Origin of the sequence: Paraflavitalea sp. CAU 1676, from assembly GCF_029223285.1 — a bacterium.
GTDB lineage: Bacteria > Bacteroidota > Bacteroidia > Chitinophagales > Chitinophagaceae > Paraflavitalea.
Map to the genome: position 1 here is coordinate 586,289 of NZ_JARHUJ010000008.1, position 17,443 is coordinate 603,731.

Annotated in this window: 10 protein-coding genes; 2 read left to right on the forward strand and 8 right to left on the reverse strand. The window is 47.7% G+C overall.

Translation table 11 applies throughout. The features are described from left to right. The first annotated feature begins 103 nt into the window (after positions 1-103). Positions 104-1,852, forward strand: coding sequence for a tetratricopeptide repeat protein (locus P2H89_RS27075; RefSeq protein WP_275833003.1), 1,749 nt, complete (start codon positions 104-106; stop codon positions 1,850-1,852). Between the two features lie 287 nt (positions 1,853-2,139). Further along, on the forward strand, positions 2,140-4,353 hold the full coding sequence (locus P2H89_RS27080; protein ID WP_275833005.1) for a T9SS type A sorting domain-containing protein: 2,214 nt from the start codon (positions 2,140-2,142) through the stop codon (positions 4,351-4,353). 16 nt (positions 4,354-4,369) lie between these two features. On the opposite strand, the gene P2H89_RS27085 is transcribed toward P2H89_RS27080, so the two are convergent. The 8 genes from P2H89_RS27085 to P2H89_RS27120 all read right to left on the reverse strand — a co-directional run bounded on the left by P2H89_RS27085 (position 4,370) and on the right by P2H89_RS27120 (position 17,303). Further along, the gene (locus tag P2H89_RS27085; protein WP_275833007.1) at positions 4,370-5,986 is read right to left on the reverse strand and encodes a S41 family peptidase; all 1,617 of its coding nucleotides are present in this window, start codon (positions 5,984-5,986) and stop codon (positions 4,370-4,372) included. A 162-nt stretch (positions 5,987-6,148) separates the two neighbouring features. Beyond that, positions 6,149-7,267, reverse strand: coding sequence for a 2-aminoethylphosphonate--pyruvate transaminase (locus P2H89_RS27090; RefSeq protein ID WP_275833009.1), 1,119 nt, complete (start codon positions 7,265-7,267; stop codon positions 6,149-6,151). A 10-nt stretch (positions 7,268-7,277) separates the two neighbouring features. Further along, the gene (locus P2H89_RS27095) at positions 7,278-8,585 is read right to left on the reverse strand and encodes a DUF5690 family protein (protein WP_275833011.1); all 1,308 of its coding nucleotides are present in this window, start codon (positions 8,583-8,585) and stop codon (positions 7,278-7,280) included. A gap of 42 nt (positions 8,586-8,627) precedes the next feature. Beyond that, positions 8,628-9,719, reverse strand: a complete 1,092-nt coding sequence (locus P2H89_RS27100) for a sulfatase-like hydrolase/transferase (protein ID WP_275833013.1) — start codon at positions 9,717-9,719, stop codon at positions 8,628-8,630. Between the two features lie 52 nt (positions 9,720-9,771). Beyond that, positions 9,772-11,247, reverse strand: coding sequence for a phosphonoacetaldehyde dehydrogenase (gene phnY / locus P2H89_RS27105; protein WP_275833015.1), 1,476 nt, complete (start codon positions 11,245-11,247; stop codon positions 9,772-9,774). A 15-nt stretch (positions 11,248-11,262) separates the two neighbouring features. After that, positions 11,263-12,504, reverse strand: coding sequence for a phosphonoacetate hydrolase (phnA, locus tag P2H89_RS27110; protein ID WP_275833017.1), 1,242 nt, complete (start codon positions 12,502-12,504; stop codon positions 11,263-11,265). A gap of 137 nt (positions 12,505-12,641) precedes the next feature. Further along, a complete protein-coding gene (locus P2H89_RS27115) occupies positions 12,642-14,147 on the reverse strand; it encodes a SusD/RagB family nutrient-binding outer membrane lipoprotein (RefSeq protein WP_275833019.1) in 1,506 nt (501 codons plus the stop codon). An 18-nt stretch (positions 14,148-14,165) separates the two neighbouring features. Then, complete coding sequence (locus P2H89_RS27120) at positions 14,166-17,303, reverse strand: SusC/RagA family TonB-linked outer membrane protein (RefSeq protein WP_275833022.1); 3,138 nt, start codon at positions 17,301-17,303, stop codon at positions 14,166-14,168. Positions 17,304-17,443: the final 140 nt, after the last annotated feature.

Consider the following 17,443-nt stretch of genomic DNA (forward strand, 5'->3'; position numbering starts at 1 on the left):
TAGTTGTATTTGAGGGTTTTCGCTCAAACCATTCCTTGAAAGCGATATACGTGGCAAGGGTCGTATATTTGAGACTTGACGGTCGAAACACCTACAACTTATTATGCTTCGAGTTTTTAGAATAGAACAGGTTGCTTTCCGGAAGCAAATCCTCCTTGTAACCTTTTCCCTTATAGCATGTACCCCCATACCGGCTCAGCAAAAAGCAGGTAACCTTCCGCTTCTTACCATACTAGGCAACCAGGAGGAGCAACAGTTTGCCCACCATGATTCCCTGATGCGCAGTTATTATCTGCAGGCCGATTCTGCTGCAAGGGTTCAGTTACTAAGCCAATTAAACGACCAAACCAATAACCAGGATCTTTTCCTCGCTGCCCGCAGCCTGGCCTGGAAAGGTGTGGTGATGGTTCGTTTTCCTTTTTATAGCAGTGAAGGGAATACTTACATGCAGCAGGCCATCGTAAAAGCCGTGGAAAGTGGTAACGAATACCTGATGGTAGAGTGTTTTGAAATTTATGGTGAGTATTGTCTTTCGACCGACCGGCCAGAAACCGCGTTGTTTTATTTTTTGAAGTCGGCCGAACTACGAAAAAAACTGGGAGACCACTATTTCTACAGCAAGAATGTACAGGCCTTTGGTACGCTGGGTGACGTTTTGTATAAGATGCAGGAGTATGAACAGGCCATTCAGTATATAGAACAGTGCGTCAACTTATCGACCCACGAAAAGAAGCAACCTGTTTCGTGGTTAAATACGATCGGGCTTGCTTACCAGCGTTTGCGTAAGTACGATGCGGCCGCTGTTTGGTACCATAAAAGTATGGCCAACGCCCTGGCCAACCAGGATACCATCTGGCAAGCCATTATAAAAGGCAATCTGGGGGCATTGTATTTTGAACAACAGGAAGATGATAAGGCCTTGCCTTTACTCTGGGCGGATTATCGCACCACCGTCAACAATGAGATCAACAACGCCGGCAATACCCTGCACCGCATTGCACTCATTTACCTCCGGCAAAATAAGCGCGACAGTGCTTTTCTGCTGGCCAGGGAGGGTTTTCGTATTGTAAGCACTTGTAAGCCGGCCAACCAGGGGTTTATCCGCAACGCTTACCGTACGCTGAGTGAGGTGTACAGGAAAAAGGGAAATATAGACAGTGCCTTTTATTATGCCGATATCTATCACCGGCTGAATGATTCTCTTAACCAGGCCGTGGCGCGCAATCGTGCCGATGTGGTGCAAACAAAACTTGATTTTGAGAAAACGAGCCATCATATCAATATGCTGTTGCGGGAGAAACAGTCGGAAGAAAACAGGCGGAATTTTTTGTTAGCAGGCATTGTACTGTTACTGGCTGCAGGCTGGTTTTATTTCAGGTGGCAAAAGCAATCGCACCAAAGCGAGCAACTGGAACTAAGGCACCAAAAGGAAAAGGCCGAAGCTGATATGAAAAGCGCCGAGGAACAATTGTTGGAATTTACCAGTCATATTATTGAAAACAATGAACTGATCGAAAAGCTGCAGCAGCAATTGCAAGGGCAAAACAGGGAGATCAATGCCGAACTGCTTCAACAATCCATACTTACCGAGAACGACTGGCTGCGGTTTAAGGACATGTTCGACCGAGCCAACCCGGGTTTTATCCATCAGCTTAAAATAATTGCCCCCGATATTTCGGCTGCCGAGATCCGTTTTGCAGCGCTTACCCGCCTCCAGGTAGGTAACAAGCATATTGCTGCTATGCTGGGTATTGGCGCCGATGCGGTTCGTAAAACCAAGAGCCGCCTCCGCCAAAGGTTGCAGCTTTCTGCAGAAACTGAGCTGGAGGACTTTATTAAGAACATCCATTGATACCCAGCTCCATATTTTCCTTTCTACTCCCGTAATCAGCTTTAAACAAAGGCATTGTCACGTTTTGTCACGGGGCTTGTCCCGCTATGTCCTGCTCAAAAATAGCTGGCCCTTATGCCTGCCTGTAGTTTTGCGGCATCAACCTGCTCATTGCCTAAAGTAAAAAATCATACCGGTTATTGGCTGTTGGCAATAGCCATTATGCTGCTATTGTACCTGCTTTTTGAGAGCTGGCAACGCAGCCGGAAGATAGAGGAAGTATTACATCAAACACCATTACAAACCAAATGAGAAAAATAGTTTTACAATTTACCGTTCTCCTGGTAATAAGCCTTATCGCGCTGCATGACGCCCAGGCCCAATGCACTTATTTCACCAAAGTGGTGCCGGGCAGTTTGGGCGATTTTACCCTGGGCATTAAAAGTGACGGTACATTATGGGCCTGGGGCCATAATGCCTATGGACAATTGGGTGATGGTACCACCACCAACCGGAATGCGCCCGTGCAAATAGGCAGCGCCACACATTGGATCTCGGTGAGCGCCGGGTTGGAGTTTTCGCTGGGCGTGAGCAACGATGGTAAGCTGTGGGCCTGGGGAAGAAACAACTTCGGACAATTGGGCGATGGCACCACCACTAACCGGAATACACCTGTACAAATTGGTAGCGCCACCAATTGGGCGTCCGTGAGCGCAGGTACCGGGCATGCGTTGGGTATTAAAAGTGATGGCAGTTTATGGACCTGGGGATACAATTTCAACGGACAATTGGGCGATGGCACCAACACCAACCAACCAGTACCCACCCAAATAGGCAGTGCCACCAATTGGGTATCGGTGAGTGCGGGGGCTTTTCATTCAATGGGTATTACCGCCGATAACAAATTGTGGTCCTGGGGATACAATGGCGACGGGCAATTGGGGGATATGTCCACCCACGATCATGCTGAACCTGCTATAGTAACCGTTATAGCCACTGTTACGAAATGGGTATCGGTGAGTGCCGGGGGCAATCATTCTTTGGCGATCACCGACAATGGCAAGCTATGGGCCTGGGGTGCTAATAACTACGGGCAACTGGGCGACGGTAGCTTCTTCACCAGAACGCAGCCCAGGCAAATAACCGCTATCACCAATTGGGCGTCGGTGAGTGCGGGAGCCAGTCATAGCCTGGCCACTACGGCCGATGGCAAGTTGATGGCCTGGGGGCGTAACCACATTGGTCAACTGGGCGATGGTACCAGCACCGATCGCATAGCACCCATCCAAATAGGCAGCGGCACCAACTGGACATCGGTGAGTGCCGGTGCTGCTCACACAATAGGGTCTACCGCCGATGGCAAAATATGGACCTGGGGATATAATTTCTATGGACAATTGGGTGATGGCACTACCCTCACCAAACTCACGCCTACCCAGGTAGGGGGCGCACCCGGCTTTACCGGTCTGGCAACGACCGGTAGCGCCGCCACCATGGAGCAGGGGCAATACAATATATACAGCAATGGCTGTGCGGTGATCGCTTCGGTCAAGAACAACAATCCTTCGCTTACGCGCATTACCGGCAGCACTACGGCAAAAGTATGGGTAGAGACCATTCAGCCCATCCAGTTTGTAAAGCGGCATTATGAAATTACGCCGGTCGCCAATGCCGCCACCGCCACTGGTAAAGTGACTTTGTATTTTACCGATGCTGAGTTTGATGCATTTAATACGCAGGTGCCGGCGCCGGCCTTGTTGCTGCCTGTTAGTACCGATGCCCCTGCTACGATCACTGCCCGTATCGCCAACCTGCGGATAGAAAAACGTTCGGGCATCAGTAATGATGGCACAGGTTTGCCCGCCTCTTATGCCGGCACGCCCGTGACCATCGACCCAGCCGATGCCGATATTGTATGGAACGGCACCGCCAGCCGTTGGGAAGTAAGTGTTGATGTAACGGGCTTCAGCGGTTTTTTTGCCGGGACCTCCACGGTTACCTTGCCGCTTACCTGGCTTGCTGTTACGGGGAGTATCAATAGCCAACAGCAGGCTATTATCAATTGGAAAGTGCAGGAGCAGGAGGTTGCTGCCTATCACCTGCAACGATCTGCTGATGGTAACACTTATAGCACTGTGGGTTCCGTAAAGAGCAAAGGCGATGGGGAAAATAATTACTCCTTTACCGATGCCAATAGGATGAGCGGCACCACCTACTATCGCATTTTGCAGACAGATATAGATGGAAAACGCAGCTATTCGAGGGTGATCCTTTTGCAGGGCGATGGCAGCCGCGCTGCGTTGGCGGCTGTTTATCCCAACCCGGTAACAGATGCGGCTACTTTATCGGTGGGCAATCATCTATTGCATACGCAGGCATCCTTGTTAAACGGGGAGGGTAAATTGTTGCAGCAAATAAGCATCCAGCATAATAGCCAAACTATTTACCTGGGCGCCTTGCAAAGTGGTGTGTATTTATTGAAGTTTCAGGATGGAGCGGTCATTAGGTTGGTGAAGCAGTAGATGATGGTTATCGTTCTTATTTTCCATTCGAAAGCTGGCGGATAGCCGCTTGCAATTGAGTATCTGTTCCTTTGCGAATATCAGGGATCGTTGGGTGTACTTCTTTATCGGGCTGGATACCCCTGCCAACAAATTCTGTTTCATCGCCCAGCATGTCGCGCTTGGAGCAGATACGTGCTGAACCGCCGCCGGGTAAGGTAATGAATAACGGTTGCCCGGAGCTTCCACCGGTAGCTTCTCCTATTACCAGACCGCGTTTTAATGTCTTAAACGCAGCCACAAAGTCTTCCGCGGCAGAATAGGTGCGGGCGCTGGTCAATACGATCACCTCGCCGCCGTACGTTTTTTGTTTGCCTGGCGCTAGCGGGTTTCTGTTTAGTGAAGGTTGTTGGGTACGCCCCCAGGCCCGGTAAGTAGGTTTGTAGTCTCGGGTGTAGGAAGTGTGTACGATCGCTCGCTGATTGATCAGGAATCTGAGTATATCCCATCCAACAGAACTGTTGCCGCCCCCATTGTTTCGTACATCAAAAATGATGGCTGTTGCTTTGGATATCTCTTCATACCGGGCAGCGAACGCTTTCGCGGCGGAATCATGGGCGAATGTATTAAGCGCGATGTACGCAATATTGCCGGGTAACAAGCGATATTCAAATGCCGGTACCTGTACGATGGCCGAGCGGGTCGCGGGTTTTACCCTGGCAATCGTTTGTTCACTCACCTTGCCGGAGGCGTCTTTTATTTGTAAGCGTAAGGGTTCATGCAAGGCCCCAGCCAACAAAGCGTAATCGTATCCGCGCACCATCTTGTCCTGCCAGGTGGAGCTGCTCTGGTAGGGGATGACCTGCTGTTCGGCATATGTTTTAACCGGAATACCGTTTACCTGTAATACTTCCTGGCCAACTGCCAGCCCTTTGCTGCGGAGTGCATCATCATACACACCTACCACGATCACTTTGTCTTCAATCAGTCTGGTTCGCACAAGGGGTCTGGCATAGACCGAATCGCCCAGCGCTCCCGGTACGTATACGTTGGTATGTCCATCCTGGAGCATAGCGACCATTTCAGTCAGCAGCTGATAGTATTCTTTGGTAGAGGTGGAAAGCCGCACTTTGGGCAGGTAGGTAAGGTATAGCGAATCAATGTTTATGCCCTGCACCAGATCCAGGTTGACGAAATTGTATTTGAGCTCCGACCAGAGTTTGGACAGACCCGCTATTTTTTCATTCTCCGGAATGTTCGATTGATAAGGTGTTCCAAACTGGGGGGAGTCCCAAAAGTTCTTTTTGTTGAAGAAGAGCTGGGCGGCGTTTTGCTGGCGGGCTTGTGTTTCTTTCATTTGTTGCAGCATGGTGTTCCAGCGCGGATCGGCGTGCAACGAAAGCAGGTCTTCATCCTTTTCGGTATTGGCAACGTTGGCATATCCCTCTTCAATGGCTTTGCCGAGGTATTTGAAGGCCAGCGAAGCATGGCCGGCCAGTGCGAAATAGCAGGCTGAGTTGTAATAGGATATTTCAAATTCGCCGGCGATCAGTTTATTCGCGAGGAGCTCCGACGCATTTGCCGGATTTTGCGCGCTGCCTGCAACGGCTTGCATCATCACCAGGCATAGGAATAGCTTTTGAACAATACGCATAGATGTACTTGTTTTAGCTATAGACCAGTGCGAGCGGGAAATGTTGCAACATGTACGTCGGCGGGAGCCGAACTGTCATTAGATGGGGATGAGCGGACAAAAAACAACAGCTATATGGCCTGTTTAATGCAAAAGGCCATATAGCTGTTCCCGTATTGTGCATCAGGCTACCGCTATCACCAGGTTTTCTTCTTCCAGTACTTCTTTCACGGCATCGATCAGCGCCTGTACATCTTCCGGGAAAATTTGCCCGATATTGCCAATGCGGAAGGCATCTGCTTTTCCCAGTTTACCGGGGTAAATAACGAAGCCGCGTTCGTTCAGTTTCTTGTAAAAGGTATCAAAATTGAAGTTTGTATCATCCGGGTACAAAAACGAAGTGATGATATGTCCCTGAATCTCCGGGCGCAGGTATTGTCTGAAGCCGATACCATTCATGCCCGCATCCAGTACCTGCTTATTGGCTTTATACCGTTCTTCCCTTGCTTTTACACCGCCTTCTTCTTCCAGTTCCCGCAGCGCCTGGCGAAATGCCATGATGCTAAGGGTAGGAGGCGTAAAGCGGAACTGGCCACTGGCCTCCAGCCCTGCCCATTGTTCGTACAGGTCAAGACTTAAACTCCTGGCCTGTCCTTTTGCTTTTTCCAGGGCTGTTTTTTTGCACAGCGCGAAAGCAAAACCGGGCACCCCTTCAATACACTTATTGGACGAGGATACAAGGAAATCGATCTGCATTTCTTTCATATCCATCTCCACACCACCAAAACTACTCATGGCATCTACGATGAACACTTTATTATACTTTTTGCAGACCGCACCAATTTCCAGGATAGGGTTAAAAAGTCCTGTGGTCGTTTCGCTGTGAATACAGGCCACCTGCGTAATCTCAGGATGTGCTTGCAGATAGGCTGCTGTTGCTTCAGGCGATACAATCTCATCTTCCGCAAAGCGAACCACCTGGTGATTCAATTTGTGGATGGATGCCATCTTGGCAATACGTTCGCCATAAGCGCCATTGGCAAGGATCAATAAGACATCCTGCTTTCCCACCACACTGCTAACAACACTTTCTATCCCAAACGTGCCGGAGCCCTGCATGATCACACACTCGTAACCTTCCTGTTTTGACACGTGTGCCAGCTCCAACAGACCGTTTCGTATATCCTTTACTGCATTGATAAACGCGTAATCCCGGGATCCCATATCCTGCATCATGGCCTCTTTTACTGACTTTGAAGTCGTAAGAGGCCCCGGCGTGAATAGTAATTGAGCTCGTTTCATATGTATAATTTTATATTGATTGAAGTTTTTCCAATGTTCCGGTTATGGGCCCTTTTACGCCAGCCTTACGGTTGAAGAAAATGGCAGACAATACCAGGAAGAATAAACAGGTTCCCGTGAGTACATAACTGAAGCGCATCATAACCTTTGCCCAGGGCTGGTCCTTCATGAATAATTCTTTATACAGTAATAAGGCCACACTGCCCAGGTAACCAATGGCATCGCAGATATAGATAAAGAAACCTGCATTGGCCTTGATCTTGAATAAAGCGATCAGCCGTTCAAACAGGGCAACCTGTATGGGTATATAGGCAGAAAACAATCCCATTCCCAGTAACAATACCCACCAGAAAGGAGTCAGTAACTTTAATTGGAACAGCAATGTACTGGCGCCGGTTAACACGACGCCCAAACCAATCAGCCACAGCGTAGCCCAGAAACCTTTGATATTACTTCTGATCAGCGAAAGGCAACCTATCGCTGCTAACACGATCAATCCTGTAATCAGTTCTGTTTTTGAAAAAATAGTTTTATCCCAGGCTCCCCCTATTTCCTTCCAGATCTCCACGGAGAAATTGTCTCTAAAATCCCGCATGGTAACCAGCAACGAATAGAGCACAACAAAACAAACAATGCCAACCCCAAATTCCTTCAATACAAGTCTTTTATCACTTTTTGTCATCGGCACCCGTTCCGCTCTTAATACTATATCGGTATCCGACGGTGTAGGTATTACCGAAAGCATCCAGACAAACAATAAAAAAACAGGAAGAAACAGGAGCCCCACCAACGCGGGCATCCAGAATTCTGAAACGGCGGGAAACCAGTCATGGATCTCGAAATAAGCCGTTTTCAGTATACCGGAAGAAATGATCAGGCTAATGCTAAGCCCTATTGCCAGCAATTCCGTAAAACGCCGCCCTTCGAGGTAACTAAACACAATACCCCATACCATACCTAATGGCAATCCATTAAGAAATAGGAAAGCAACGTTATAAGGTTGGGCAACCAAACCGAAAAGCAGCAATGAAAACTCAGCAAACAGTATAAGCCCAATGATCAGCCTTTTGCGGTGCGAAGGTTTTAGCTCCGATATGATCTTAATGCCGATGAATTTAGAGACCATATAGCCCAATACCTGCGAAATAATGAGAATGCTCTTATAATGAATATCCCACAAGGTGAGGCCACTATAGGTGCCGGCAGTAAATGGTTTGCGAAAAGCATACATGCAGAAATAAGTTCCAAATGCTGCCAACATGCACCAGGCAATGAAGAATAGCTTTGATTGGCTAAGCAGCCTTTGTAGTTGGTTCATTAAATAGTGGGGAGCAATGCCAGATTGCGTTATAATGAATAATTAATGACCATTCAATACCGTCTTCACCGCTTCGCCTACAGGATGCTTTGGAGTAAACTGGAAGCCAAGTAAGTTGGCAATGGTTTGTGCAAACTGGTCCTGGTAGATCTGACCAGCTGTTTTCACCTCACCCAATGGCTTTGTATCAGGGCCCATGACCAGTAAGTAGGTTTCATTGGAGTGTGGGGCGCTGGTACCATGACCGGTCCATTTACTATCTTCCCCCCGGCCATGATCCGCACAAATGATCAGCGTGGTCTGATCCTTATAAAACGGATCTTTTTGCAGGTACTCCCAAAGGTCCTTGATCATCAGGTCGGTTTTATTAGCTGCATCCAGGTACTTATTGTAGGCTCCGTCATGCGCATAGCAATCCAGGTCGCCAAAATCAATATAAAACAAACGTGGATGTTGTGCCTCCAGGTACGCTTTCGACAGGCGATAAGTGCTTACATCCAGTCGTTCACCCTGTCCCCAGGGATCGGGCATCATATGCTGATAGGCATTCGCTTCTTTTTGCTGGGGGGTAAGTTTGGGTCCCTTTACATCTTCGCCCCAGATATTTACCGTGATGCCATTGCGGTTGCGGTTAAGTATCCAGGCCACCACATCCCACGACGCAAACGCTGCTGTTTTGCCCGCAAATCCCTTTTGCTTATTGATAAACTCCATCACATTCTCGTTAGGATTATCAATCTTGTCATTCGAGTTGATCGCGGGGTCGAAATGTCCTGTCCAAGTTTCACTGCGGCCAGGGTAGGAGAACCAGAAGGTGTTTTTCAGGTCTACCTTATTGCCCAAGGTGCGGTTTCCGTATAGCTGTCCATTTTTTGCGATCTGACTCCAGGTAAAAGGCATTAATTTTTCCCGGCGCTCCTGAACAGTAGCCGCCCAATATTTCTGAAACGTCCAGGCTGAATCTTTTGTATACCTTTTGTTGTATAACAAGGCCGAATCAGCGCCCAGAAAAATCTCCCGCCACCGGTAACCATCCAGGGAGATCAGGATAACATTTTTAGTTTTTCTGGGTTGTGCAAATCCTTTCACTACACAAAGCAGCAGAAGCAGAAAGAGAACAGATTTAGTTTTCATTGCCCGTAATTTTCTTCTTGATTGAGTGTATGCAATTGATGTTATTTCGCCGCTACCAGGGCATGGAAAAGGTTTTTACGACCGTGAAGCATTTCATCGCCTCGATCACCCCTTCCTTGATGCCCAATCCGGAATCCTTGATGCCGCCAAATGGCGAACTCTCAATCCGGTAGCCCGGCACTTCATTGATATTGACGGTACCCACCTTCAGCTCCCTGATAAAACGAAGGGCATAGTCCATATTGTTGGTAACAATACCGCTCGACAGGCCATAAGCCGTAGAATTGCTTAATGCAATAGCGTCATCAATATCTTTGAAGGTGAGGATGGGCGCCAGTGGCCCAAAGGATTCATGCACCACCATATCGGCATGGCGTGGCACATCCACAATTACTGTGGGTTCCATTAAGGCGCCTTTCCTGTTGCCGCCCAGCAGGACCTTTGCGCCCTGCGCTACTGATTTCCTTACTACGTCTTCCAGGTAGATGGCAGCGTTTTCATCAATTACTGTGCCCACCAGGGTTGAGGGATCGGCCGGATCGCCACAGGTATATTCGCTGGCTTTGGCAACAAACTTTTCTACGAACGCATCCTTAATGGATTCATGCACTAAAATTCTTTTCACGGCCGTACAGCGTTGCCCGCTGTTGCGGAACGATCCCTCTGCCGCCAGGAATACAGCCTTTTCAAGATCGGCGTCTTCCAGGATGATGATAGGGTCGTTGCCGCCTAATTCGAGAATTACCTTTTTGTATCCCGCTTTTGAGGCAATGTATTTACCCACTGCAACACTCCCTGTAAAAGAAACAATGTCTACCCGTGCATCCGTTACCAATGGCTCTGCTATTTCCTGGGTAGCGCCGAGCAATACACTGAGCATATAGTGCGGCAATCCGGCTTCATACAACAGCTCCACCAACTTAATCGCCGTAAGCGGTGTTTTCTCCGATGGCTTTAAAATGACCGGGGTGCCAACTGCGATGGCTGGTGCAATCTTATGCGCCACCTGGTTAAGCGGATGATTAAATGGGGTTATGCAAACCGCCAGCGACAGCGGCTCCCTCGTTGTAAATATTTTCCTTGCTTTGCCACTGGGCGATATATCGCAGGAAAAGATCTGGCCATCATCTTTTAATGATTCGATGGCGGCAAACATCAATACATCATGAGCACGGCCGGTTTCGTACCTGGCTTCCCGGATCGCTAACCCCGATTCGGCACTGATGACCTGTGCAAATTCTTCTTTTCGTTCTACCAACAATTGCCTGGCTTTTTCCAGAATGCTGTATCGGTCGTATCTCGATAATTTCTTGCCGCCTTTTAAGGCTGCTTCAATGGCTTGTTGCGCGTGGGCAGCATTGGCCAGTTTCACCGTACCCACCAGCCGCTTATCGTAAGGGCTACGAATTTCTAATACCTTATCTGAGACAACTGTTTTTCCCGCTACATAACAGGAAAGATCAATGACAGCGGTACCATTCGGCTCATTTAGTATTGCTGCTGCTGTTGATAATATAGTATTACTCATATGGATTCAAAGATTTTAATTCGTTCCATTCACGGTAAAATCGAAAATGTCAAAGTTTCTCGGATCGCCTGCTGCTTTCATTTTATACGCTGCACTCAAAGGGTGGGAGATCACCATCGGTACCATTTCCTCATAGCGTCCACCATGCGAACGAAGCGTCCCATCCAATGCAGAGAGGTCATGATACTGCGGTCGGCGTCCCACTACTACATCTCTTCCCGAAAGGACGACCAGATCACCAATACGATCTTCCGGTTGCTCCAGCACATGAACCGCGGTGGCCCTGTCATACACTTCGGTAATGCCGGGTTGTACCGCCAGCCAGTTCTTTATATCATTAATTTTGCTTTTATCGCCTACATGCACTACTACGTAAGAGCCCAAAGCGCCGTGGTGTTTTACGTAAGGATCAGTGATCGGACAAATAACACGGAAGCCATTTTCGCCAAACTTTTCTTCCAGCATATCTTCTACAAACAACACATTGGGCGAGCCATCTGCTTTTATTTTTGCATTCATGCCATGATCGGCCGTGGCGCCAACAACAGCGCCCAGGGCTATCAGCTTTCCGATCTCTTTATCCATCGCTTCATAAAAAGCCAGGGACTCTTCTGCTTCGGGTGAATACGTATGCTGCATATAATCGGTGAGGGAGAGGTACAGAAAATCGCCCAGTCCCTTTTCGATAAAGGCCACACCGGCACGCAATACAAACAGACTGGCATCGGCACTATAGATAGCGGGCGTTTTGTGACCCACCAGTTCTTCTACATTATCGATGCCATGTGTTTCCTTTTTTGCCTGGTTTGCTTTTTCGGCAGAGATGGCAATGCCTTTCATTTTATACGAAAGGATGTCCCTTAATTTTTCTTTGGCGGTCACCACTGCTACCTTTCTGCCTGCATTGGCCGCAGCAGCCAATAAGGTTTCCGCACGCAGGTATTCGGCCGAATTCATCATCACCTCCTGATCCTTGGCGGCATCATAAAAGAAGTTGCCGCTGATGCCATGCACGGCCGGCGATACACCGGTAACGATGCTAGAGTTATTGACATTGGTAAAAGAAGGCAAAGCGCCGCGCACCATACCACGGTAGCCATTTTTTGCCATTTGTTTCAGGTTGGGCATTCTGTCGAATGACATGGTGGTATCTACATATTCATCGGCCGATCCATCGATACAAATCACTACAATGGGTTTGGCTGCCGGTTGGTACTTTATTCCGTTTGCCTCAAATGCCTGTGTTGAAATTGCCATTAGATTAAATTTATTCGCTTAAATGATTTCAAAAGGTGATAGTTGTGCATGCTACGTGCTGCCTGGTTTCGTTCGAAACTTTTGAAAGAGCCGTGAGAACACGGCCCTTTGCTGTATGATTGCTTATGAGAAAAGAACTATTTTAATATCCACATTACGTCGTTCCTGGTGTCCGATCCTCCAAACTGGCCTTGAACAGCCGCCTTTACACTGACCCCATTATTCGTGTACTCTGATTGCGGATATGTCCAGCGTACTGGTATTTTGCCACCATTTTCATTAGCCGGACCAATATCAAACGTGGGCACTCCTGTGCGGCGTTGATTGAAGAAGGCCTGCCATCCTGAGTTCTGGAAAAAGCCTGCATATTTCTGGGTAAGGATCTGTTTCAGGCCGTCTGCATTATTGCCTTTGTAGGTTACTTCAGGTTGGGTCCAAAAGGCCGCTGTTTGTGTTACACCGTAGAATGCCGTCGATGTTTCAATGCCTTTTTTATAATTGTCGGCTGCATCTCCACTGGTCCAACCCCTGTTGATGCCTTCGGCAATATTGAAATAGGTCTCGCTGGCGCCTAACTGAATACAGGGTACGCCGTTAGCATCTTTCAGCCAATAGTCCCTGTTGATCGTAGCATACTTGCCCAGGTTGGTTTGGGTTTGAATATCACTTTGAATATCTCCCGTCTTGGCTCCTTTGTACCGCGCAAAGGGATTCAGCGGATCATCGGCAATGCCGGTAGCTGGTGAGGCAATTTTGAATATCCTGGCATCTTTCTGGGCAGTAAGGATATTGACCCAGGTGGCGCCTAGTATATTCCGGTTGACATAGAATTTTGAATCATCCGGCCAGATGGGGAAATTGTTGCTAAGGTGGCTGCTATTGTAGGTCATGCTCATATTATCCCCGTTGCCTGTCATTACAGGATATTTAGAGGGGTTGCTTACAATGGCATTGAACTTATCCTTGATCTTTAAGTCGGTATCCGCTTCTTTTTTGCTGAGGCTGATCAGTATCCGCAGGGCTAAAGAGTTCACCGCTTTTCTCCATTTGGTAACGTCGCCATTGAAGAATACATCTCCTTGCACAGCAGTAGAGGGATTTTCACTGATGATAGCGCCTAATTCGGTATTGGCTTCTTCCAGCCATTGCAGGCATTGTTTGAACACCTCTTTCTGGGGGTCGTATTTGGGATAATAAGTGCCTTCTGCGGCCTTCATGGCATCGCTCAAAGGAACATCGCCCATTTGTTCCGACATCCGGCTATATAGCCAGGCGCGCATGAATTTGGCGAGGATCTTATAGCTTTTGGTGACTGCATTGCTGCCGAGTTTGTCTGCTTCTACTTCCAAACGGGCCACATTGCGCAGGGTATTATAATACAGGTCACCCGATCCCCAGTTATAGGCCTGGTTGCCATAATAATCAAAGTTCAGGACAAGGGATTGCGCCATCCGGTGCGGATAGGAGTAGCTGGTCCAGGAATTATCATACAAATCATATTCAATACCGGTAAGGATCAACTTCGGAGATCCCTGATCAGAAGCATTCGGGTTCTGCTGCAATTCCTCAATTTTCTTGCATCCTGTTGACAGCGCCGAAACGAGTCCGGCGGCCAGTATCCATTTTTTATATACAGATTTCATGGTTGTTGTTTTTAAAGTTTAGAAAGTGAGGTGTAGGTTCACGCCAAAACTTTTAATAGAAGGGGTTTCCAGTTCGGTACTGGTACTGGTCCATTGGTCAAGATCGATGTTCCTGGCGTTCTTGTCTTTGGCACGATACCACAGGTTGCGGCCAACCATCGATACCGAAGCGGCATTGAAGAACTTCTGCTTTGACAGCAATTTTGGGGATACATTATAGGTAATGATCACTTCCCGCAGTTTTATAAAGGATTTATCGACCAGGTTGGCAATGCTGCTTCCCCAATAACCTTTGGCAAATGATTCCCATTTAATGGGTTTGCTGTTTCCCTTAAAGGTCCTGGTATCAGAAACCACATTTCCATCTCCATCCACGACCAATGTGCCACCGGTGATGTTAACACCCTGTCCTACATAGGTACCGGCATAACCAGCTGTATTACGGTTGTTCCAATCGGCCAGGCGGAATTCATTGGCCGATTCAGGATGGGCGCCGGCTTGCCATTGCTTTTGGTTCAGGTAATTAACCAGTTTGCCCCCGTAGCGGCCATCCAGCATAAACCCAAGACTGAAGCTTTTGTAACGGAAGGTATTTTGTAAGCTGCCAATCCATTTTTCATTGCCGAAGCCCACCAGTGTAGTATAGTTATTGAACAACGGCCTTCCATTGCTGGCATTGTAAACGATTTGTCCGTCTGGCGATTTTTGGAAATCGGAAAGGAACAACATGTCGGTTCTTTCACCAACCTTCACCCGGTTATACGATTTTAAGGTATCATACACTTCCTTTAAATAACGTTGTTGTGTTGACCAGTTGATCGTTACATCCCAACTGAAGTTTTGTTTCCTGATCGGCGTAGCTGTTACGATCAATTCAACACCTGTGCGTTTGTAGGTCAGCCCGTTTCGCTGCAATGAGGTAACACCGCTGCTGGAAGACAGGGGAAGGTAGAAGATAGAAGGGCCTTCAATATTCCTGAAATAGGTGACATCAATACCCAGTCTGTTATTCAGGAAACGCAGATCGGCGCCAAATTCCAATGCCTTATTGAATTCAGGCAAAATTTCCGGATCATACAAAGTACCGCCATAATACAGAGAAGGGTTTCCATTCCATCTTACGCCGGTAGAGTAAACAGGGGATAAAGAATACAGACCAAGATCAGTTCCCACTTTTGCATAGGATGCTCTGAGCTTTGCAAAGGAAACAAAAGAAGGTAGCTGCACCATTTCGGATATAAGCGCACTCAATGAAACAGAAGGGTAGAAGTAAGAGTTGTTTTGCTTTGGCAGCGTTGATGACTGGTCCATGCGACCTGTTAAACTCAGGAAGAGCATTTTCTTGTAATCAAAGTCTGCATAGCCATACACGCTTTTGCGCTGGTAAGCCGATTTGCTGGTTTCTGCAGAGGGTTGGTCAACACTGTTTTGAACGGTCCATAATTGAGGAACCAACAAACCATTATTGGTATGGCTGTATTGATAATTTGTTTTCCTGGATAACAGGTTGGCGCCCACTGATCCTTTGAAGGAGAAATTCGGGGTAATGTCCTTATTGTAGGTAGCCAATACATCCGTATTATTCTCCCAGAAGAAATTGAAGGATTCATTATACCCACCTTTCTGGAAATAATTACCATCGCCATTATACTGCGAGGTAGAGATGGGGAAACGGTTTTGCCGGTTGAGGTAGTTGGTGCTGACATTCGTACGGAAGTGAATGTCCAGGTTATTAGTGATATTGTATTTCAATTTGGCATAGCCATAAATATCATCTTTATAATAACCTTGCAATTGCTCATAGGCGGTGAACCAGGGATTGCTATATTGATAGTATTCTACATTTTTCTGCTGCGTGCCTACTTTACCGGGTTGCCAGTAATCCCTTAGGTCGCGGACATCATAATTGGCGGCGCCCCAAACCATCATGGAATAGATCGGACTGGCTGGCTGGTAAGCAAATCGGGGGTAATTGGGGGTGTATTGTTTATTGTAATTGATATTGGCTTCCAGTCTTAATTTTTCAGAGATGTTCAACCCGCCCGAAAAATTGATGTTGGTAGAATTGAGCTTTGTATTCGGCACCTGGCCACGCTGGTAAAGCTGGGTAATGGAGAAACGAATATCTCCTTTATCATTGTTGGCCGAGATGGCGAGGTTATTGGAAGATAGAATGCCATTCTGCAAAAAGTTGTGCAGGTTGTTTTTTCCTTTCGCTGTCCAGGGCAAAGGGATCAGCTTATTGGTAGCGGGGTCAACCTTGCTATCCCATTGATTGATGAGTTGTCCTTCAAAACGGGGACCCCATACATCATAGTCGGCATCATTGGTGCCACTGCCTTTACCATCCACAAATTCATATTGAAAGTTGGAGCCGGGACCATATTCGGCTTGCAAACCAGGTTCGGCGTTAAAGCCTGTTTGAAGCTGGGTGCTGGAGTTGAATTCTACCGAATAGCCCCGTTTGTTTTTGGAGCCTTTTTTGGTGGTAATTTGAATGGCGCCATTGGCACCGGCTGAACCATACAGAGCGGCGGCAGACGGTCCTTTCAACACCGAGAAGCTTTCAATGTCATCCGCGCTGAGGTTCCAGGAATCAGAGTTGATGGGAACACCATCCACTACGATAATAGTACCTCTTCCGCGCAAGGCAATACCGGGATCGCCAAAAAGGTTGGAAGAAGCGGCAATACGCAGACCTGCTACTTTGCCGGTCAACGAATTGATAACATTGGGCTCTTTCGCTTTCACCAATTCGGAGCCTTTTACCTCCTGCACGGAGTAGCCAACCGCCTTTTTTTCTTTTTTAATACCGAGGGCTGTTACCACCACCTCATCCAGGGCTTCTTTTCCTGGCTGCAGTTGCAAGTCGATCGAGGATTGCCCTTTTAATACCACTTCCTGTGGGGTATAACCAACCCTGCTAAAAACAAGGGTGCCGTTTGCAGGCGCACTAATGGTGAACCGTCCCTGGAGATCGGTACTGGTTCCGGAAGTGGAGCCTTTTACAAGTACCGATACGCCAGACAAAGGTTGGTTGCCTGGATCGGTAACAACACCTTTAATTTCACTTTGGGCGAAGGCAGCACCCACACCGGCAAATAGCGCTACCACCGTAAGCCATACCGGCAACATAGTTAGTTTGAGCAGTCTCATTGAAGAAGTTTTGGATTGAAGAAGTTGTTTAGTATATGTATCCCGTGTTTAGTATAAATATACAGACAATTAGTAAACAAAAGTTTACTAATACTAAACAATCCCTGCGCAATCGTATGCCCTTGCGTAGGCAAACGTTT